Genomic DNA, 20,618 nt, shown 5'->3' with positions numbered 1-20,618 from the left:
TGAACCCCCGTGATTGAACCCCCGTGATTGAACCCCCGTGATTGAACCCCCGTGATTGAACCCCCGTGATTGAACCGCCGTGCGAACCACAGTGTTAAGATTCCCCCATGCCCGTCGATGCCGAACTGCTTGAAATTCTCGCGTGCCCGGCCTGCAAGACCCCGGTCACGCTCGTCAAGGACGGGACCGCGCTCAAGTGCGGTTCGTGTCACCGCGTCTATCCCATCAAAGACGACATCCCGGTGATGCTGATCGACGAGGCGACGGTCGAGCCCTGAAGGTCCTCCTGATCCGGCTGCGCCTGATCGGGGACGTGGTCTTCACCACGCCCGCGATTGGCGCCGTGCGCCGCCGGTTTCCGTCCGCTCACCTCACCTACCTCGTTGAAGCGCCGGCCGAGCCCGTCGTGCGCCACCATCCAGATCTGGATACGGTACTGGTGCTCGAACGGCCGCGCGGTCTGGCCCGCTTGCGCTACGACCTCCAGCTCGCGCGGCGCCTCCGCGCCGAGCGGTTTGACGTGGTGATCGATTTTCACGGTGGTCCGCGCAGCGGGTGGCTGACCTGGGCCACCGGCGCGCCGCAGCGGATTGGGTACGCACTGCCCGGCCGGCAGTGGAGTTACACGACGCGCGTGCCGTGGTCGCGGTCGCTGGTGCCGCCGCGCCATTCGGTGCTCAACCAGTGGGACCTCGTCGCGCCGCTCGGCATCGCTCCGCCCGACGCGGCGGCCAACCCGGTGGTCATGCCCATCGATGCGGCGGCGGCCGCGCGCGTGGCCGGCCGCCTGGCTACCGCCGGCGTGGCCGAGACCGCCCCCATCGTCGTGCTGCACGTCAGCGCCGGCAACCCGTTCCGGCGCTGGCCGACTGCGTCGTTTGCCGCGGTCGCGGCGCAACTGGCCATCGCCGACCCGGCGCGGCGCATCATCATCACGTCCGGCCCCTCGGAAGCGGCGGCGGCCGAGACGGTCGCGGCCGACGCCCGGTCGCTCGCCGGGCCGGCGGCGGCCAGCATCGTCCGCACGGGCGAGTTCGACCTGTCGGAGTTGCGCGCCCTGGTCGGCCGCGCCGTCCTCTATATCGGCGGCGACAGCGGGCCGATGCATATCGCCGCCACCACGGCCACGCCGGTGGTGGCGCTGTTCGGGCCGACACTGCCCGAGCGGTCGATGCCGTGGCGCGGTCCGGCGGCCGGCAGCATCGCGGTGGACGCGGGCCCGCTCCCCTGCCGGCCCTGTCATCAACGGCACTGCGTGCCCGGCGACTTTCGCTGCCTGACCGGGATTTCGCCTACCATGGTGCTGGACGCAGCGCGGACGCTGCTCGCAACACACCCGTGATCACTACGCTTTCATTCACCGCCGGCATGCCCCCGCGCGACCGACTCGAACAGATTGGGTTGTTCGCGCTAATCGGGATTGTCGCGACCATGCAGCTGTCGATCGCCGCGGCGCAGATCCTGCTGACAGTCGCCGTGCTGACGTGGCTCATCTCGCACATCTCGCGCAGCGAGCGGCTCCAGGCACCCTCGTTCTTCTGGCCCCTCGTGACCTACGCGGCGCTGACGCTGGCCTCAGCCGGCTTCTCGCTCGATCCCGAGGTCAGCTTCACCGACTGCAAGCAGCTGGTGTTGCTGATGTTGGTGCCGGTGACCTACGACCTGGCCCGCGGCGCCCGCGCCAACTCGGTGCTAAGCATCATCCTCACCGTCGGTGCCGCCAGCGCCTTCGTCGGCATCGTCCAGTACGGCGTCCTCAACTTCGACGGCCTGGGCCGCCGGCCGCAGGGCACGCTGTCGCACTGGATGACCTACTCCGGCACCTTGATGCTGGTGATCTGTGCCGCCACTGCGCGGTTGCTGCACGGCACCTCGGGACGCATGTGGGCGGCCTTTATCATGCCGGCGCTGCTCGTGGCGCTCAGCCTCACGCTGACCCGCGGCGCGTGGGTCGGCGTCGCGGTCGGCGTCGCCGTGCTGTTCCTCGCCAAGGACTTCCGGCTGCTCGCGCTCATCCCGATCGTCGTCTTCGGCGGCATCCTGCTGGCCCCGCAGGCGCTGACCGACCGGGTTTATTCGATCTTCGACCGCAACGACCTGACCAGCCGCGACCGCGTCGCCATGCTGCAGGCCGGTGTCGCGATCGTCAAGGACTACCCGCTGACCGGCGTCGGGCCAGACCAGATTGAGCGCATCTATCCCTACTACCGCGTGCCCGACGCGGTGAAGCCGACCAATCCGCACCTGCACAACGTGCCCATGCAGATCGCCGCCGAGCGCGGCCTGCCGGCCCTTGGCGCGTGGCTCTGGTTTGTCGGCTCGGCCTGCCTGGGCCTCTACAAGCTGCTGCGACGTTCGCGTCACAAGGTGCTGGCTGGCGCCGGGCTCGGCGCCATGGCCGCGATGCTCGCGGCCGGGCTGACCGAGTACAACTTCGGCGACTCCGAGTTCCTGATGCTGCTGCTCGTCGTGATCACGCTGCCGTTCGCCGCCAACCGCGACGGGGGCCTGCCGACATGAGCGCGTCGCTGCTGCCAGAAATCGGCTCCGCCCGCGCCCACGAGCTGATCGACCGCTTCGCCTCGCGGCGCATTACCGTGGTCGGCGACGTCATGCTCGATCGTTTCGTCATCGGCCGGGTCAGCCGCATTTCGCCCGAAGCGCCGGTGCCGGTGGTGGTCTTCGACCACGAAGAGTGGCGGCTCGGCGGGGCCGCGAATGTCGCACACAACCTGCGCGGGATGGGCGCCGCCGTCGATCTGATTGGCGTCGTCGGCGCCGATGAGGCCGGCGGGCAACTGAAGAACGAACTGGCGGCCAGGGGCATCCACGCCACCGGCCTGATCACCGACCCCGAGCGCACGACCACCACCAAGATGCGCGTCGTCACGACCCGCAACCAGCAGGTCGCGCGCGTCGACTACGAATCGAATCACGAAGTCGGTTTGGCCGTTGAAGACGCCCTGACGGCTCAACTCGACCTGCGCGCCAAGTCGGCCCAGGTGATCCTGGTCTCGGATTACCAGAAGGGCGTGGTCACCCGCCGGTCCATGGCGCACGTGTCGGCCTACGGTCATGCTGCCGGCATCCCGGTGATCGTCGATCCGAAGGTGCCGCACCTCGAGTACTACGCCGGCGCGTCGCTGGTGACGCCCAATCACGTCGAGGCCGAAAGCGCCACGAACATGCGAATTGAGTCGCACGATGATGCGCGGCGGGCGGCGGAGGCGCTGCGCAAGCGGCTGGGCGTGGAGAACGTGCTGATTACCCGCGGCGAGCACGGGATGTGGCTGAGCCACGCTGGCGTCGATGGTTACCTGCCCGCGTCGGCACGGGAAGTGGCCGACGTGACCGGCGCCGGCGACACGGTGATCGCGATGCTCGCGCTGGCCATTGCCGCGGGCGCCAACCTGGCCGAGGCCGCCCGCATTGCCAACGAAGCCGCCAGCATCGTCGTCGGCAAGTTCGGCGCGTCGATCGTAACGCCCGACGAGCTCAAACTGCGTTTCCCCGGTTAAGGAAGCGCGTCGAACTCGTCGAGCAGCTCGGCCAAGCTCTTGCCGGTTGAGGTTCCCTGACCGGTCACTTGAACGTCGCGATCTCGGCCAAACTTTTCTTGGTGATGTCGGGCACCGTGGCCCCTTCCGCAGGATACCCGACCACCAAGATCAAGAACGCGCGCTCGCGTGCCGGACGATCCAGGATCTCGTTCAGGAACCCCATCGGACTGGGCGTGTGGGTCAGCGACACGAGGCCGGCATGATGCACCGCCGTGATCAGGATGCCCGTGGCGATGCCAACCGACTCCTGGGTGTAGTAGTGCTTCACCTTGCGGCCGTCGGGCAGCTCGCCGTAGCTCTCGCCGAAGATCACGATCAGCCATGGAGCCGTTTCAAGAAACGGCTTGTGCTCGTCGGTGCCGAGTGGCGCGAGCGCATCCAGCCACTCCTGCGGCGCCTTGCCGCTGTAGAACGCGCGCTCTTCTTCTTCCGCTCCCTCCCGAATCTTCCGCTTGATCGCGGGATCGCTCACCGCCACGAAGTGCCACGGCTGCAGGTTGGCGCCGTTCGGCGCCGTGCCGGCCGCGCGAATGCAGTGCTCGATCACCGCGCGCGGCACGGCGCGATCCGAGAAGTCGCGAACGGTCCGGCGCCGCTTCACCTCGTCGTAGAAGGACGCCGCCCGCTCGGTCATCGTTTCGGGATCGAACTGCTGGTAGCCAGTCAGCGCTACGAATGGTGCCATGCCACGCTCAGACGAAGCCGACGAGCCATGCCGCGAAGCTCATCCACGCGCCGGTCGTCATGACCACGAGCCGGACCACGTACGAGCCAATCAGCAGAACCGTCCCGGTCAGGAACACCCGGTTCACCCGACCGTGGCGTTTCGCATCTAGTCCCAGGCACAGCAGCGTCAGCACGGCGGGCAGCCCGAAAAACCACAGCGGCCCGAGTGCCAACAGCGACGCGACGGGGATGCGGGCAATCGCCGGCGGCAGAAAGTTGACCGCCGTCAACAGCATCAGCCGCTTGTGTTCAGCCGGTTTCTTCCGGTAGTAGATCGCGCCGCCAAAGAAGATCACGAACATCAGCAGGTCGAACAGGGGGACGGCCAGGAACGACAGCGGTGGGATGCCAGGCGGCGCTGCATTGAACCCGTATTTGGCGGCTCGCAAGGCCGTGGCGAATCCCACGATCACGATGAGGGCGCCGAGCCCGATGCCGGCGTAGCCCAGTCGCTGGTGCAGCCTGATCCGTTTGGACGAGATCAACCAGACCTGCGTCGCGAACAGCGCGACCCAGGCGGTCATGAGCACGCCGTGCACGTGCAGGATCGAGGGGAGCGGCGGCACATCGAACAGACCCTTGACGTAGTACGTGCGCGCAAACCCGGCGAGCACGACCAAGGAGAACACGATGGCAGCGGCCCGAAAGAGGCGCCGGTCGAAAAGCTGTCGGTCGAGGTGTTCGTTCGCGGCGTGTGGGATCATATTTGCAAACCCCGGTGTCTGTGAATGCCCGTAGTGTAACGCCGCGACCGCCGCGGCGCCTGAGTATCACCTGACCGCTCCGCCGGCTGCAAGTGCATCCCCGCTATCCGATATCATTCTTGCGTGACCTCGCTGGTGCCGGCCGAGCGTGACGGCGACGACCTGGAACACCTCGGCGCGCGCGTGGCCGAACTCGACGGCCGGCTGGCGCAACAAAGCGCTGAAGTCCTGCGGGTGAAGGCCGCGCTCAACACGTTCAAGGTGACCTACCGTCAACAGGTTGGCTCACTGCACGAGCAGCTGGAACAGCTCGAGCTCGAGATTACTGAAGCCGAACTCGGCGAGCTCGCGAAGAACGCCGCGAGCCGCGCGGGCGACCCACAACAACCGGGCGCGGCACCCGCCGCCGACAGGCCCGAGCCCCTGCCCCGCTTCACGTCTGACGCCGTGCGCAAACTGTTTCGCGATGTGGCGCGGACCATTCATCCCGATCTCTCCCGTGACGAAGCCACCAGGGATCGGCGTCACACGCTCATGATCGAAGCCAACCGCGCCTATGCGCTGGGCGACGAAGAACTGCTGCGCTCGATCCTGCAGGCATGGGAGAAGAGCCCCGAGGCGGTGGAAGGCAGCGACCCCGAGGCCATGCGCCTGAGGCTGGTCCGCCGTGCCGCGCAACTCGAGGAGCAACTGGCGGCGCTCGACGCCGACCTCGCCGCCATGCTGGAGTCGCCCCTGGGCAAGTTGAAGACCACCGTGGATGACGCCGCCCGCAAGGGCAAGGACCTAGTGCGCGAGACGGTCAGGCAACTGAAGCGAGACATCATGGCCGCGACCAATCGCCTGGACGCGATGCGGCCGCCGCCCTGACCGTTACGCGCTCGCCTTGGTCGTCCCGATGTACTGGTCCACGTTTTTCTTCAGCACGTCAAGCGGCACGTTGCCGCCGAGCACCAGGGTGTCGTTGAAGGCCTTGACGTCGTATTTCGGCCCCATGGCCGCCGTGGCGCGCTCGCGCTGGCGGTTGATCTCGCTGTGTCCCACCTTGTAGCCGCAGGCCTGCCCGGGCCACGAGCAGTAGCGATCGACCTCGCTGGCCACTTCCATCTCATTGGAGCCGTTGACCTCGACGAAAAACCGCACGCCTTGCTCGCGCGTCCAGCGCTTGGCGTGAATGCCGGTATCGACCACCAGCCGGCACGCCCGGAACGCCAGGGCCTGCAGGTAGCCGAGTTGCCCGATCGGATCGCTGGCATAGGCACCGAGCTCGTCGGCGAGCTGCTGCGCATAGAGCGCCCAGCCTTCCGAGTAGGCATTGAAAGCCAGCAACTGGCGGATCAGCGGCGACTGGCGCGTGTACTCGCCCTGCAGGATGTGTCCCGGAATCGATTCATGGAACGTCAGGTCGGCCAGGCTGTACCTGCTGTGCAGTGCCGGCGTTTTCAGGTTGATCCAGTATTTGCCGGGAATCTTGCCGTCAATCGACCCGGCGCCCCCGTACGCGGTGGGCGCACCCGGCTCTTCTTCCGGAGGCAGGCGCTTCACCTCCATGTTCGGATTGACCAGCGTATTGAAGGCGCGCGGCAGTTGCGCCCGGATCCACGCGACGCGCTCCTCGATGAACGCCATGATCTCGGCACGGCCCTGGTCGCCGTCGGCGAATTGGTACCGCGGGTCCTTGGCCAGTGCGTTCATGCGATCGCCGACCGTGCCCTTGGTGTAGCCGGCACCCTTGAGGATCGTCTCCATCCGGGCATGCAGCTGCGCCAGCTCGCTCTGCCCCATGGCGTGCATTTCGTCCGGCGTCATGCTGGTGGTGGTCGAGGCCTTCAGCGCCCACCGGTAGAATTCGTCGCCATTCGGCCGCGCCCACATTCCGGCATCGTCCTTGGCAAGGGCGCGTTGGGCGTCGAGTTCGGCGATCTGCCGATCGAGCGCCGGCGCGATCTCCTGCGCGGCGATGGTCTTCGCGCGCTCAGCCCAGTTCCCGGGAATGGCCTTCGTGCGCCGGGCGAGCGACTCAACCAGCGAGCCGCCGTCGCGCGCGCTCGTCGCCGACAGCCGCATCTGCGACAACGCCTTGTCGATCAGAAACGCCGGGGGTACCAGGCCCTGGCCGCGCGCCGCCTGGATGCGCCCGCGTTCGCCGTCGAGCTGCTTCGCGTACGACTGCAGGCGCGCGAGATACGCCTCGGCGTCGGCTGCGTCGTTGACCGGGTGATCGCTGTCGAGGAATCGCGGGAGGTCGAGATAGGCGCCGACATTCTGGATCACCACATACGGCGTGTTGCGCCAGCTGCCCACCGTGATGTCGCCGTACGGCAGCGCGAAGCCCTCGGCCGCAAGCCCATACGCGCTGCGCACGACCTCGACACTGGTGCGGGTGGCGTGCGTGAGGCGCGAGGTGTCGAACGCAGTGGCGCGCTCGAGATCCTGCCGCACCTGGGCCGCGATCTTCTTCTGGCCATCGGCCGACCGGTCGGCAAGCTGGGAGCGTAGTGCCACCCGAGCGCCGGTGTCGATCCCGAGGGTGGTTGCGCCTTCGGGCGCGAACCGCAGGTAGTTCTCGCCGATCTGATCGAGCAGCGCGAGCGCGTCGGCTTCGGGGTTCGCCGCGGCCGGTGGCGACGCCGGTGTGCTGCTGCAACCGGGCAGGAGCGGCAAGGAGGCAGTGGCGGCAAGAGCCGCCAGGGCTTCACGGCGATTCATCAACGACATCTTCGGCTCCATCGGCTGATTCTACCGTTTACGAGCGTGTGAACGTCCACGCCAGGATGCTACTGGTTTTCTGACCGTGCGCCATTTCGAGCGTATTCACGTCCAGCGCCTTCACCCGTTCAAGCGCGCCGAACAAGCGCGGCAAGTGGGCGCGTTTCGAGACGAGGGTCGTGAACCACCGGCACAGCCGCGGCTGACCGGCACTTTCGGCGATCAGGCGGTGGATGAACCCCAACTCGCCACCGTCGCACCAGAGCTCGCCGGCCTGGCCGCCGAAATTGAGCACCGGCGCCGTCGTCCTCCCGTGACCGAGGTTGCGCCGCTTGCGACGGTTGCCCTCGGCCGCCGCCTCGGCTGAGACATGAAACGGCGGATTGCACATGGACAGAGCAAAGGTTTCGCCCTTCGTGGTGACGCCCTCGAAGCACGCCAGCGGCAACTTCTGCAGACGGCACTCGATCAGATGCGACACCGCCGGATTGGCCGCTACCAGTTTCTCAGCCCACCGCAGCGCCACCGGATCAATCTCGGAGCCGACGAAATGCCAGCCGTACTCACTCGCGCCGATGAGCGGGTAAATGCAGTTGGCACCCATTCCGATGTCGAGGACGCGAACACGGTCCTCTCCAACACCCGGCAGATCGGCGAGATGGTGAAGGTAGTCACTGCGCCCCGGGATCGGCGGACACAGGTACCCTGGCGGCAGGTCCCACTCGTTGATTCCGTACGCGTCCTTTAGCAGCGCCTGGTTGAGGGCCTTCACCGCCGCCGGATTGGCATAGTCGATGGACGCATCGCCGTAGGCGTTCGGGGCGACGAATGCCGCCAGGCGAGGACTGCCGGCGATCAGGCGCGGGAAGTCGTAGCCGGTGCGGAATCGGTTTCGGGGATGCAGCTGTTCTTTGACCGACGGCCTGCTCATCGCCTCCGTGCCCTACCCGCGCAGAATCTTCTCCATCGGCCTGCCCTTGGCCAGTTCATCGACCAGCTGGTCCATGTACCGCACGTTGCGCATCAGCGGGTCGTCGATCTCCTGGATGCGTCAGCCAGCAGATGACCTCGTCCACCTCCTGCTTGGTGCGCCCCTTCTTCTCCGCCTTCTGGAGGTAATGGGGATACACGCTCGCGAAGGACATCCCGTAGATCCGGTGCTTCTCCATCAGGCTACCTCGTCACCTCCGTAGAGGGCTCACTCTCGAACTCCGATTTCGACCTCAGACTCGGGTCTTCCGACGAATGAATATCGTACCGGTCGCCTGTTCATACGCTCGCAGCAGGCGCGCCAGTCTCGCCTTCTCCAGGACCAGCCTCTTGGTGAGGCCCCACGGGCTCCGGCCTTTTTGGTACTTGAGGTCGATCCAGTGCGTCCGAGGACTGGAGTGCCTGAAGGTGTCCCAGAGCATGGGGAGATAGTCGCCATCCGGGGCAAGCCCAACGATGTGTTTGATACCGACTCTTTCCGGATCTCCGCGTCGAAACCGGTAGGTGATCCGTAGCGAGTGACGTTTGCATTTGCACCGGCGGCGCAGAAGGCGCTGATCCCAGCCGCTTGGCGCCAACTCGTCCCAGATGAAGGCGGCGATGCTGCGTGAATGACAGACCGTCAACCACGCGGGGCGGTCGCCGCATGAACTGCATTGCCACCAATATCTAGCCATCGAAACCGGCTCCGTCACTAGTGACGGAAGTGCCTCCGCCCGGTGAACACCATGGCCAGGCCGTGTTCGTCCGCTGCGGCGATCACTTCGGCGTCCTTCACGGAACCACCGGGCTGCACGACGGCGGTCGCGCCTGCCGCGGCCACGGCGTCAAGCCCATCGCGGAACGGGAAGAAGGCATCGGAGGCCGCCACTGATCCCTTGAGGATCATCGCGACCGCGTCCGACTTCCATCCCGCGGCCTTCATGGTCGCCACCTTGACGGCGTCCACGCGGCTCATCTGGCCGGCGCCGATCGCGAGGGTGCGATGCGCGTCAGTGAAGATCACCGTGTTCGACTTCACGTGTGCCATGACGCGCCAGGCGAAGCGCAGCGCCTGCCACTCCTCCGCCGTCGGCTGGCGCCTGGTGACGACCTTCAGGCCCTCAGCGGGCCACGCCATGTGCGCTTCGACGACTTGATCGCGCTGCTGCACGAGCAGGGCGCCAAGAATGGAGCGATACTCGCTGCCGCCAAGCGCGCCGAAGTCGGCCTCGAGCACGCGCAGGTTCGCCTTCTTGGCCAGGATCGGCCGCGCCGCCTCATCGACCGCGGGCGCGACTACGGCTTCGATGAAGGTCGAGACGATGGCCGTCGCGGTGTCGGCGTCGATCGGACGGTTAAGCCCGATGATGCCACCGAACGCCGCCAACGCATCCGCCTCGCGCGCGCGGACGTAGGCCTCGGCGATGGTCGCGCCGGTCGCCACACCACACGGGTTGGTGTGCTTGATCACCGCGGCGGCCGGCTCGCTGAACTCGAGCACGATCCGCGCGGCCGCATCGAGGTCCAGCAGGTTGGTAAACGACAGTTCTTTGCCCTGGAGAATCGTGGGCGCGCCGAGACCCGACTCGGGCTCGATCGCGTACCACGCGGCCGGCTGATGGGGGTTCTCGCCGTAGCGGAGATCGCGCAGCTTGTGCGCGTGGACCGAGAGTCCGTCGGGGGCGAAGGGACTGTCAGCTCGTGGGGTCTTGAGGTCCTGGGGTCTTGAAAAGACGGCCCCGTCCACGCTGACCTCCGCCAGTGTTCCGGCAATCGCCGTATCGTAGCTGCCGGTGTGCGCGAAGGCGCGGCGGGCCAGGTCGAAGCGGAACTCCACCGACGGCCCGCCGTCACGGTCGAGTTCGGCAATCACCTCGTCGTAATCGGTAGGCGAAACGACGATCAGGACATCGCGGAAGTTCTTGGCCGCGGCGCGGACCAGGCTGGGGCCGCCAATATCGATCTGCTCGATCAGGTCATCGAAATGAATGCCCGGCTTGGCGGCCGTCTCGACGAACGGGTACAGGTTCACCACCACCAGGTCGACCATGCCGATGCCGTGCTCGGCAGCCAGGGCCAGGTCCTCGGGATAGTGCCGGCGGGCCAGGATGCCGCCGTGGATCTTGGGGTGCAGGGTCTTGACGCGGCCGTCCATCATCTCGGGAAAGCCCGTCACGTCGCTCACGTTGACCACCGGCAGGGCCGCGTCGGCCAGCGCCTTGGCGGTGCCGCCGGTCGACACCAATTCAAAGCCACGTTCGGCCAGCGCCCGCCCGAACGGCACCAGGCCAGCCTTGTCAGAAACACTCAGAATCGCACGGCGCATTGACCCTCACCCCATCCAGTCGAAGAAAACACGAACACTCATCCCACGGCACGTCGTTTTGCCAATTGACACCAAATGTAACGGCCCGGTATCATCCCCGCAGTCCATTTGTGCGGACCAGAAGGCCGCAAGTTGCGGCCTTTTTTGTTGCCCTCAAGCTCATCCTTTGGTTGGGACTGAGGGTCGATCACTACGGTGGCCTGAGCCACCTGCAAGACAGGAACAGAACGATGCGTATTACAGGCAAGGTCAAGTGGTTCAATAACGCCAAGGGTTACGGTTTCATCGAGCGCGAAGGCGGCTCCGATGTGTTCGTGCACTACTCGGCGATTCAGGGCGCCGGCTTCCGCTCGCTCGAAGAGGGACAGCCGGTCGAGTTCGAAATCGTCGACGGACCGAAGGGTCCCCAGGCCGGCAACGTAACCCGCGCCGCGTAGTTATAGCTTGACCGAAACGATGCCGGGCTCCCTCCCGGCATCGTTTCCCCGTAAGACCGTCAGTCCTCCCCCGTCCGCACCGGCTTCACCGTCAGCGACACTTTTCCGTCCTTCACGCCCACCCGGAACGCCACCTCGCTGCCGTCGGCCGCGTACTTCGCGACCTGCGCCTTGACGAGCGCGGCCACCCGGTCCATTGGCACCGCCGCCTCGCCGGCCGCCTGCTTCATCTCCGAGAGCGTCTGGAACAGCTCCTTCACCCGGTCATCGTCTGCGCCGCTGCTCGAGAACCGCACCACCCGATCGGGATCACCCGCCGGTGCCTGCTCGGCCTTGGGGACAGTGCGTGGCGGTGAAGGCGGAGGCTTCGCCCCGCCGCCCCGCTTGGGCCGCCCGCCCTCCATCTGGTTGATCTGCCGCTCCCACAGCTCGCAGAACTTGGCGTACTTGTTCTGCAGCGACTCGAAGCGGAACCGGTCGGCGGTGTTGCGGATGAAGGAGCGGTCGTGTTTCTTGACCAGCGCCTCGACGCGGGTGCGCGTCTCCCACGGCAGCCGCGGCAACCGGCCGGCGAAGAACATGTTGTATTCCGCCTCGAGGCGCCGAATCTCGGCCTCGAGGTGCTGCATCTCCTTCTCGAAATCGCTTTTGGGAGACGCCACAGCCCTGGCCTAGTCGAGCAGAAGGAGCCAAATCATCGGCAGCCACAGCTCCCGAGAGTACGGAATGAGCCGATCGTCGATCAGCACCTCGCACCCAGGCACCGGGCCAACGATTTCGAACAGGTCCCTCAGGCGCAACGCATCGCCCGGAAAGAACCGCGCCCGGTGGCGGCGATTGGCGCCCTCGCCGGTCTCGCGATACTCGGCCGACGCCCTGGCCTTGTCCACGGCGGTGTCATAACCCGGTCCCTCGAACGGCGGAAACACCAGGGTCACCGAAAACGGCAGGTCGCGGGGGCCAAACAGCGTCGCGTGGAGATCGGGATCGAGGGCGGCCAGTTCCTCGGCCGTCGGCTCTTCCGGCTTCTCGACGTACGGCCAGAACTTCTCGGCCGGACGATGCGTTTGCTGCGTCATGGGCTTACGGATCGTACTCTAAGGTGCCTAGGGTGCCAAGGGTGCCTAAGGTGCCAAGGGTGCCTAAGGTGCCAGGGTACCAGGGTGCCAAAGTGCCAAAGTGCCAAAGTGCCACGGTGCGGCTATGCTTCTTGGGGTGGCCGATTTTCGATTGATTCCGGCGATTGAAGCATTGCGGCAACGCGAGGGGGTTCGCGCCCTCGAGGTGACGTTCGGCGCCGAGGCGACCGTGCAGGCCTTGCGTGCGGGGGCAGGTCGACTGCGCAACGTAATTGCCGCCGGCAACGAACCCGCCGACAGCGCGGCCGCCGGCGCGCTCATTGAACACGACGCGCGCGAGTCGCTGGCAGCATCTGCGCGCGGGTCGCTGCGGCCGGTCATCAACGCGACCGGGGTCGTGATTCACACCAACCTGGGCCGTGCGCCGCTGGCGCCCGCCGCCCTGCAACGCGCCGCGGCCATCGCCGCGGGCTACTCGAACCTTGAATACGACCTGGCGGCCGGGACGCGCGGCTCGCGCACGGTCCACGCCGAGTCGCTGCTCACCACCCTCACCGGCGCCGAAGCCGCCATCGTCGTCAACAACAACGCCGCGGCGACGCTGCTGATCCTGAGCGGCCTGGCCAATGGCCGCGAGGTGGTGATTTCGCGCGGCGAGCTGGTGGAGATTGGCGGCGGGTTCCGCGTCCCGGACGTGATGCGCCAGTCGGGCGCCACGCTGCGCGAGGTGGGCACCACCAACCGCACGCGGGTCAACGACTACACAGCGACAGTGACGCCGGCCACCGCCATGTTCCTGCGCGTGCATCCGTCGAACTTCCGGATCGAAGGCTTCACCGAGCGTCCGGCGCTGGCCGACCTCGTGCAGGCCGGCCGTGCCATGGGCGTGCCGGTGGTCGAAGACATCGGTAGCGGCTGCCTGGTCGAGGATCTCGCCGGCGAGCCGTCGGTGCAGGCATCGATTGCCGCCGGCGTGGACCTGGTGTGTTTTAGTGGCGACAAGCTGCTCGGCGGACCCCAGTGCGGGATCATCGCCGGCTCGCGCGCGCTGGTCGATCGCCTGCGGACGCATCCGTTGATGCGGGCGCTGCGCGCCGACAAGATCACGTTCGCGCTCCTCGAGGCGACGCTCGCGGAGTACGTCGCCGGTCGGGCGGCCAGCGCCATCCCGGTGCAGCAGATGCTGCACGCCTCGGCCGAATCCATCGAATCGCGCGCGCAGGCACTGGCCGAACGGCTGGCCACGACGGGCTGGCAGGTCGCGACGATCTGCGGCGCGTCAGCGGTCGGCGGCGGCAGCGCGCCGGGGCTGGAACTGCCGACCGTGCTGTTGTCGATCGGCCGCGCCGGCGAATCCGCGGCCGCGACCGAGGCCTGGCTGCGCACGCTCGAGCCACCGGTCATTGCAAGGATTGAAAACGATCGCGTCGTGCTCGACTTGCGGACCGTGCTGCCGGCACAGGACGAGATGCTGGCGACGTTGCTTGGAGCCAGGTCCGGCTAAAGCCGGACGCTGCATCCGACGTGGTCTCAGAGGCGGCGCAACACCATGAGCGTGATGTCGTCGAACTGAGGCGCCGCACCGGCGAACTGGTCGATCGCGTCGAACACCCGCGACACGATCTCGGCCGAGGGCCGATGGCGCGCCTCTTGAACGATCGCCGTCAGGCGGCTCTCGCCGAACTCGTCATCGCCTTCGTTCTGCGCGTCGGGGACGCCGTCTGAACACAGGATCAGGCAATCACCCGGCTCAATAGTGATGGCGGTGGTGTCGTACGGCATACCCGGAGGTAACAGGCCCAGTGGGGCACCGGTCGATGCCAACGAGATCACGTCGCCACCCCTCCTGACCAGCAGGCTGTTGATGTGGCCGGCGCTCACGTAGCTGGCCCGGCCGGTGCCAGGCGCCAACTCCAGCAGGGCCGCCGTGACGTACTTCTCGTCCGCCGTTGAGCCGTGCAGCAATGCGTGCGCGTGGCTGGTCAGATCCTGGAGCGAGGCGGTTCGCCCGAGCAGCGCTCGCAGCGTCGCCTGCATATGACTCATCAGCAATGACGCCGGCAGGCCCTTGCCCGAAACGTCGGCTACGCACAGCAGCACCGAGGCATCGGCACCGGAGCCGATCGGGATGGCGTCGTAGTAGTCGCCGCCACACCGGCGCGCCGGCCGGTTCCGTGCGGCGAGGTCGTAGCCGGCCACGGCAGGCAGCTGGGCAGGGAACAGGCCGGCTTGAATGGTCGCCGCCAATTCGAGCTCGCGCTCGTAGCCGGCACGGGCCACTTCAGCAGCCTTGTTGAGCGCCAGCAAACGCTCGCGCTCGTGGCCGGCCTGCACCGTGCGCTCGAACAGCCGCGCGTTCTCGATGGCGGTCGCGGTCTGCAGCGCCAAGGTGTTCAGGAGCTTGAGTTCGCGCGCCTCGTAGGCCATGGGCAGCGTGCTCGCGAGCATCATCACGCCAATCACCTTCTCGCCCACCTTGAGCGGTGCGCACACCAGCGAGCGCACGTCGATCACCGCGTTGATGCGTCGCGGGTCACCCATCACGTCGTTGACGATCTCGCCGACACCGGTCGCGGCCACCGTGCCGGCAATGCCGGTGCCACGCTTGAAGCCCGAGAGCCCTGGCAATTCATCGCCGAAGGCAGCCGCCGAGGTCAACGCGCCGGTCTCCTCATCGAGCAGCAGGATGGCGCCGTCGGTCGCGACAATCAGGTGGCGCGCCTCCTGCAGCGTGAGCCTGGCCACCAGTTCGAGGTCCAGCAAGGCCGCCAGCTTCTCCGAGAAGCTGTAGATCAGGTTCACCTCGCGGTAGAGGTGCAGCACCTCGGACCCGAGCGCCTTGCGCTCCGATTCTTTCGCGGCCAGGAACTGCAACAGCCCGGCGACCGCCTCGGCGCCCCGCGGTCCAGACACCCAGCCGAGGTCCCTGCCCTCGTGGACTACGGCGTGCCGATCGCCACCGCCGGCCGTGCCGAGCAGGACCCCGCCGGCCGCGTCTTCAACGGCGACGACGCCGCCGAGGGCGCGCTCGAGCGCGGCCATCACCGGTCGCAGCCCGTTCTGGGCGCCCACGATCTGCTTGAGGGAAATCCGGGCCATGAATCAGGGTCAGATGCCGAGCACGTCGCGGGCCTTCATCAACAAGGCGTCCGGGTCGAACGGCTTGGTCATGTAGAGGTCGGCGCCGACCTCGATGCCCCGCTGCCGATCGAACTCCTGCCCCTTGGCGGTCAGCAGGACGATGTAAACATTGGACAGGCCGAGGGTCTTCTTGGCGCGTTCACAGACATCGAAGCCGCTCAGTTTCGGCATCATCACGTCGAGGAACACCAGGTCCGGCTGCAGCGACTGGATCGCGGCCAGGGCCTCTTCGCCGTTGGTCGCCACGTGCAACTCGATGCCCTCGTCTTCGAGCTCCTCGAGCGTCTGATGCAGCAACGTCCGCAGGTGCACTTCATCGTCGACAATCAGGATCTTCTTACTCACGGACACTCCTACCGGTAGACAAAGAAGAGGACATTCTCGAGACCCTTCTCGAACCGCAGGGTCTGCACGATCTCGGGCTTGGGATCAATCGAGCTCAGCATGATGATGTCGGGCTGCAGCATCTTGGCCTTCTCGAACAAGTCGTGGCCGCGCGCCTCGGTCACGCTGTAACCGCGCGCCTTCAGCACCTCGGTCAAGGTCTTCACCGCGGTCGCGTCATCGTCCACCACCAGCACACGCTTGTGCGACTTGCGCTGGTCGAGCAACGCACCGACCTCGCGGAACAGGAGATCGGTGTTGATCGGCTTGGTCAGGTAGCGATCGACGCCCAGCCGGAAGCCGCGCTCGCGGTCCTGGACGATCGACAGGATGACGATCGGAATGTCGAGCGTCTGCGGATCGTTGCGCAGCACGGCCGCCACGTCGAAGCCATTCATCTCGGGCATCATCACGTCGAGCACAATCAGGTCAGGACGCTGGCGGCGGACTTCGCTGACCGCTTCGCGGCCGTTCGCAGCCGTGACCACCGCGTAGCCGGCCTCGGTGAACTCCTGTGTCAGCAACTCGCGAATGTTCGCTTCGTCATCGACCACCAGGATGCGCGGCTGCCGTTCCGCCGTCCGCGGCGTGGTCACCACCACCTGGTCGCGCAACTGGCGCACGACCGTCGCCAGGTCGAGGGGCAGCGACGGCTGCGCCCCATCGGCAAGCGGCAGCGAGAAGGAGAAGGTGCTGCCCTTGCCAAGTTCGCTCTCGACCCAGACGCGGCCGCCGTGGTGTTCGATAATCTCGCGACAAATCGGCAGACCGAGACCGGTGCCCTTGGGCTTGTCGGTCAGCGTGTCGCCCACCTGCTTGAAGCGTTCGAACACTTTGGGCTGATCGGCGGGGGCAATGCCGAGGCCGGTGTCGATCACGCTCACCACCAGCATGTCGGCCTGGCGGACGGCGCGGCAGGTGATGGTGCCGGCGTCGGTGAACTTGACGGCGTTCGACACGAGATTGATGACCACCTGGATCAGGCGATCGCGGTCGCCGGTGATCGCCGGCAGCGTCGCGTCCACGTCCTTCACCAGCTTGAGACCCTTTGGCTCGAGCAGCGAGGCGGTGGCCGCGGTGGCGTGGTCGACGATCTCCTGGACCGTGACCGGCCCCATGTTCCACTCGAGCTTGCCGGCCTCGATCTTGGCGAGATCCAGCACATCGTCAATCAGCTTGGTGAGGCGCTCACCCTCGCCGACCACGACTTGCAGGTTCTCCTGGATCTGCTGCACCGTCTGCAGCACCTTCTTGTCGTCGGTCTTGATGATGGGGAAGATGCGGTCGTCCAGACGCTTCTTGATGATCTTGGCGAACCCCAGCACCGATGTGAGTGGTGTGCGCAGTTCGTGGCTCACCGTCGACAGGAACGCGCTCTTGGCGGCGTCGGCATCCTCGGCGGCCGCCCGGGCCCGCTGGGCCTCCTCGAACAGCCGGCGATTCTCGTGTTCCTGCTCGTTGATCTGCCGGTAGGCGGCGGCGTTATCGAGCGCGATCGCCGTAAACGCCGCCAGGTTCTGCATCATGTTGAGGTGATGCTCGGTGTAGGCCCCCTTCTCCAGGCTCTGGATGGTGACGACACCCAGGACCTTGTCCTTGGAGACGAGCGGCAGGTAGATGATCGACTGCGCCGCCTGCGACATGGTGCCGTCTTCCAGCACCCGCGCGGCTTCGGCGTAGTGCGGAATGTACTGCGGGGACTCCTGCGCCACGTCGTTGATGAAGACCGGCTCGCGGTGCTCGATGCACCACACCGGCAACTGGCTGCGGTCGGTGGTGCTGCGCGAGTAAGGGGCGTAACGCTTGCCCTTTTCGATGGCCAGCCGGTACTCGATCTCGTTCTTGTCGGGGTGATAGAGCCCGACGCCGAACACGTCGGCATCCGCCAGTTCGTTGACACGACTGTAGAGCTTGTCGAAGATGGTGTCGAAATCGAGCGAGGCGGTGATCTCGCGCCCGATATCGCTGAGCAATTCGATGCTGCGGTTGCGCTCGCGCTCCGCTCCGGCCAGGGCCTCAGCGGCGTCAGCCCGCAGGCGGGCTTCGGCAAACTCAGAACGCTCACGCTCCTTGCCGATCAGCCGACGCCGCTGGATGCGATCGATGCCAAAGCCGACAAAGCCGAGAAGAACGAGGTAGCCCCCGTACGCCCACCACGTGCGGTACCACGGCGGCAGGATGGTGAAGGCATAGAGACCCTCCTCGCTGATCTGGCCCAGCTCATTGCGGGCGCGGACATGAAACCGATAGTCGCCAAACGACAGGTTGGTGTAGTCACGGCGCGTCTCTCTGGACCATGGCGACCAATCGGAGTCGGTACCATCGAGGCGGGACTGGTACTCCGTCGCGCCCTCGTTCAGGAACGACGGTGCGGCAAACTCGAAACGAAGTGCGCGGCTGACGGCCGCGAGCTGGGGAGGCGCATCCTCGGCGTAAGTGGGCGCCATGGTTTGGGACTGGTTCAGGGTGATTCGCCGAATGAGCGCGGCGAACGGCGGCACGGTCCGATCGAACTTGGTGGTGTCGAAGCGGGCCAGACGACCTGCCGTGCCAAACCACAACACGCCGTCCCGTTCCGCGAAAAACGCACCGCCGCGTTGGGCGGCGAATCGGCTGAACAACTGCCGGTCGGCGGCGTAGCTCCCATCGGACTGGCGCGTCAACACGGCGGCTTCCCGCGCCGTCCCAACATAGACGCGTCCATCGGGTCCCTCGACGATCCGAAGGAACCCACCGTCGGCGTCGCGCGCCACCACTTCGAACGTCCTGTCTACGACGAACTTTCCGCTCGCGGGGTCGAGCACGGCCACCTGCCCCTGCTGCGAGACGTACGGTCGATCGGCGACACTCACGACCGAGGCGAAACCTGCGACCAGTCCCTCGGCGGCGCCGTAACGCATCACCTCCGGTCTCAGCGGCCGCGGCTCGCCGGCCTTCGAGTCCGCTCCCTTGACAATCAAAAGGCCCGACGACTGGGTGCCAGCCCAAATCGTGCCGTCGGCCGCCTGGTAGAGACTGCGCACCTGCTCGGTTAGGCCGGGGACGCGTCCTTCGTCGACCCACTGCCCATTCTCCCAGCGCACTGAGGCGAGACCGTCGCCGAGGCCGGTGAAGACCCGGTGTGGGTTGAGGCGCGAGACGTGGCTGACGAACGTGTTGTACGAACCGGCTCGCGATGCGACGATCGGCCTGGCGGTTGTTCCGGTGATGACGTAGAGACCATCGGAAGCGTTCAGCAGCAGTTGCGACTTTGCCTTGCCGCCAGGATCCACGAACTCGGTCAAGGCCCAGCACTGGTTGGCGACACCAGTCACCGCCCGCAAGTCGGGTGATCCGGTGGCGTTCGGGACCAGATACTGAACCCCCTGCCCGTGTGCCATGTAGATCCGGCCTTCATGCCGTATCACCCCCACCACGGCAGCCCGCAGGCCCTCGGCCGTGCTGTACAGCGAAAACGGCGACTGCGCCTCGACCCGTGCGAGGCCAACCGCCAACCCCAACCACAGCCCTCCCTCGCGATCGGCCATCACGTAGTACACCGACGGGCTCGCGAGGCCGTCGCTCTCATCGACCTGCTCGAGTACCCGGCCCTGGCGATCGATGATCACTACACCGGCAGCCGTGGTCGAGAGCGCGATGCCGCCTGTTGGCAGCACGAACCCACGATAAAGGTTGGATTTCTTGAGCAGCTCGTCAGCTTCCGTCACGAACGGCACCATCGTCGTGCCGTCGTAGAGGAAGACACCAGCCTCACGCGTGCCCATCAGCAGGCGCTTCTCGTCGAAGGGGATGATGATGGGATAGGGCTCCGCACCCATCCGTTCGGCGCCGGGCACCGGCTCGAACGTGTCGCCGACCAGGCGCATTAGCGCGCCATCGGTCTGGCCGATGTAGAGCGTGTTGTTCGCAAACTGCGCGCGGTTGAAAATGCGCCCCGTGGGCTTCCACATCCGCATCTGCCCGTTGGCCCACCGGAAGAGCGCGACTGAGGTCTGGAAGTACACGCCTTCGGGGGCCGTGAAGATGCGCCAGACATCCTCGAATCGCGGGGCGTCTGACGGGATCTTGTCGAGCATCGACACAAACTGCGTCTCGCCCTTGGCATCTGGCGCGAGGTAGCCGAGGTCGCCGTTGCCACCAGCATAGATGCGGCCGGAGGCGTCGATCGCCAGGGACCGGATGGTCGCGCGGGCCGGCGTGAGGATCTGCCGCCAGGTGACGCCGTCGTACTCCAGGAGGGCGTTGGTGGACCCCACGTAAATCACGCCGCGGGCGTCTTGCACCATCGACCAGTTCTGCCCACCGCCGTCGTAGACCTCTGGCGAGTAGTGCCGGATGAGCAGACCACCAGCCTCGGGGTGGCGCCCGGCAGGAATTGGCTGGGGGGCAGAAGACGTCTGCGCGAGTGCGGAAGCCGTCAGCAAGCAGACGGCGGCAAGAGCGGCTGGAAGTCGCATTCGAATGGGCCCCCTCGTGGGCAGGCCCGATTCTACTGCGGCGGGGTCTGACCCCGAGGGAGATTCGGCGTGGGGTCTGCCCCCGAGGGATATCTGTCGAGGGGTCTGACCCCATCGCGGAGG

General features: G+C 66.5%; 17 protein-coding genes and 1 pseudogene. 7 read left to right on the top strand and 11 right to left on the bottom strand.

All coding sequences use genetic code 11. The features are described 5' to 3' along the window. The first annotated feature begins 107 nt into the window (after nucleotides 1-107). Genes Q8T13_22195 through rfaE1 form a run of 4 tightly spaced genes read left to right on the top strand, consistent with a single transcriptional unit; the run spans nucleotide 108 to nucleotide 3,518 of the window. On the top strand, nucleotides 108-278 hold the full coding sequence (locus Q8T13_22195) for a Trm112 family protein (protein ID MDP3720482.1): 171 nt from the start codon (nucleotides 108-110) through the stop codon (nucleotides 276-278). Nucleotides 279-313: 35 nt separating this feature from the next. Then, complete coding sequence (locus tag Q8T13_22190) at nucleotides 314-1,342, top strand: glycosyltransferase family 9 protein (protein ID MDP3720481.1); 1,029 nt, start codon at nucleotides 314-316, stop codon at nucleotides 1,340-1,342. After that, nucleotides 1,339-2,520, top strand: a complete 1,182-nt coding sequence (locus Q8T13_22185; protein ID MDP3720480.1) for an O-antigen ligase family protein — start codon at nucleotides 1,339-1,341, stop codon at nucleotides 2,518-2,520. Before Q8T13_22190 ends, Q8T13_22185 begins: the two co-directional genes overlap by 4 nt. Next, the gene (rfaE1, locus tag Q8T13_22180) at nucleotides 2,517-3,518 is read left to right on the top strand and encodes a D-glycero-beta-D-manno-heptose-7-phosphate kinase (protein ID MDP3720479.1); all 1,002 of its coding nucleotides are present in this window, start codon (nucleotides 2,517-2,519) and stop codon (nucleotides 3,516-3,518) included. The genes Q8T13_22185 and rfaE1 overlap by 4 nt, the downstream gene beginning before the upstream one ends. 64 nt (nucleotides 3,519-3,582) lie before the next feature. Here the strand turns inward: rfaE1 and Q8T13_22175 are convergent, their stop codons facing one another. Together Q8T13_22175 and Q8T13_22170 are read right to left on the bottom strand one after the other, a co-directional pair. Then, nucleotides 3,583-4,245, bottom strand: coding sequence for a nitroreductase family protein (locus Q8T13_22175; GenBank protein MDP3720478.1), 663 nt, complete (start codon nucleotides 4,243-4,245; stop codon nucleotides 3,583-3,585). Between the two features lie 7 nt (nucleotides 4,246-4,252). Then, nucleotides 4,253-4,990: a hypothetical protein gene (locus Q8T13_22170; protein MDP3720477.1), complete on the bottom strand. Its 738-nt coding sequence runs from the start codon at nucleotides 4,988-4,990 to the stop codon at nucleotides 4,253-4,255. Between the two features lie 123 nt (nucleotides 4,991-5,113). Between Q8T13_22170 and Q8T13_22165 the strand changes: the two genes are divergently transcribed. After that, complete coding sequence (locus Q8T13_22165) at nucleotides 5,114-5,860, top strand: hypothetical protein (GenBank protein MDP3720476.1); 747 nt, start codon at nucleotides 5,114-5,116, stop codon at nucleotides 5,858-5,860. Nucleotides 5,861-5,863: 3 nt separating this feature from the next. Here the strand turns inward: Q8T13_22165 and Q8T13_22160 are convergent, their stop codons facing one another. The 4 genes and pseudogenes from Q8T13_22160 to purH form a co-directional block, all read right to left on the bottom strand. Next, the gene (locus Q8T13_22160) at nucleotides 5,864-7,720 is read right to left on the bottom strand and encodes a DUF885 domain-containing protein (protein ID MDP3720475.1); all 1,857 of its coding nucleotides are present in this window, start codon (nucleotides 7,718-7,720) and stop codon (nucleotides 5,864-5,866) included. Between the two features lie 16 nt (nucleotides 7,721-7,736). Then, on the bottom strand, nucleotides 7,737-8,630 hold the full coding sequence (gene rlmF, locus Q8T13_22155; protein ID MDP3720474.1) for a 23S rRNA (adenine(1618)-N(6))-methyltransferase RlmF: 894 nt from the start codon (nucleotides 8,628-8,630) through the stop codon (nucleotides 7,737-7,739). Between the two features lie 12 nt (nucleotides 8,631-8,642). Beyond that, nucleotides 8,643-8,868 (bottom strand): annotated as a pseudogene (locus tag Q8T13_22150) (DUF2200 family protein). Nucleotides 8,869-9,383: 515 nt separating this feature from the next. After that, a complete protein-coding gene (gene purH / locus Q8T13_22145; protein MDP3720473.1) occupies nucleotides 9,384-10,997 on the bottom strand; it encodes a bifunctional phosphoribosylaminoimidazolecarboxamide formyltransferase/IMP cyclohydrolase in 1,614 nt (537 codons plus the stop codon). A gap of 230 nt (nucleotides 10,998-11,227) precedes the next feature. Between purH and Q8T13_22140 the strand changes: the two genes are divergently transcribed. After that, a complete protein-coding gene (locus tag Q8T13_22140; GenBank protein MDP3720472.1) occupies nucleotides 11,228-11,434 on the top strand; it encodes a cold-shock protein in 207 nt (68 codons plus the stop codon). A gap of 59 nt (nucleotides 11,435-11,493) precedes the next feature. Here Q8T13_22140 and Q8T13_22135 read toward each other — a convergent pair whose 3' ends face one another. Together Q8T13_22135 and Q8T13_22130 are read right to left on the bottom strand one after the other, a co-directional pair. Further along, nucleotides 11,494-12,096 (bottom strand): MXAN_5187 C-terminal domain-containing protein, encoded by a 603-nt coding sequence (locus tag Q8T13_22135; GenBank protein ID MDP3720471.1) that lies wholly within the window; start codon nucleotides 12,094-12,096, stop codon nucleotides 11,494-11,496. A gap of 9 nt (nucleotides 12,097-12,105) precedes the next feature. Then, nucleotides 12,106-12,513 carry a hypothetical protein gene (locus Q8T13_22130; GenBank protein ID MDP3720470.1) on the bottom strand — a complete coding sequence of 136 codons (408 nt, stop codon included), beginning with the start codon at nucleotides 12,511-12,513 and terminating at the stop codon, nucleotides 12,106-12,108. A gap of 136 nt (nucleotides 12,514-12,649) precedes the next feature. On the opposite strand from Q8T13_22130, the gene selA reads away from it, so the two are divergent. Further along, nucleotides 12,650-14,017, top strand: a complete 1,368-nt coding sequence (selA, locus tag Q8T13_22125) for an L-seryl-tRNA(Sec) selenium transferase (GenBank protein MDP3720469.1) — start codon at nucleotides 12,650-12,652, stop codon at nucleotides 14,015-14,017. Nucleotides 14,018-14,043: 26 nt separating this feature from the next. On the opposite strand, the gene Q8T13_22120 is transcribed toward selA, so the two are convergent. The 3 genes from Q8T13_22120 to Q8T13_22110 are packed head-to-tail and all read right to left on the bottom strand — an operon-like array spanning nucleotide 14,044 to nucleotide 20,495. Next, complete coding sequence (locus Q8T13_22120; protein MDP3720468.1) at nucleotides 14,044-15,612, bottom strand: SpoIIE family protein phosphatase; 1,569 nt, start codon at nucleotides 15,610-15,612, stop codon at nucleotides 14,044-14,046. Nucleotides 15,613-15,621: 9 nt separating this feature from the next. Next, on the bottom strand, nucleotides 15,622-15,999 hold the full coding sequence (locus Q8T13_22115) for a response regulator (GenBank protein MDP3720467.1): 378 nt from the start codon (nucleotides 15,997-15,999) through the stop codon (nucleotides 15,622-15,624). An 8-nt stretch (nucleotides 16,000-16,007) separates the two neighbouring features. Next, a complete protein-coding gene (locus Q8T13_22110) occupies nucleotides 16,008-20,495 on the bottom strand; it encodes an ATP-binding protein (protein MDP3720466.1) in 4,488 nt (1,495 codons plus the stop codon). Between the last annotated feature and the right edge of the window lie 123 nt (nucleotides 20,496-20,618).

This window comes from Acidobacteriota bacterium, from assembly GCA_030697165.1.
In the GTDB taxonomy this organism is placed as follows: domain Bacteria; phylum Acidobacteriota; class Vicinamibacteria; order Vicinamibacterales; family UBA2999; genus 12-FULL-67-14b.
This window is presented reverse-complemented; position numbering and strand designations above follow the sequence as displayed.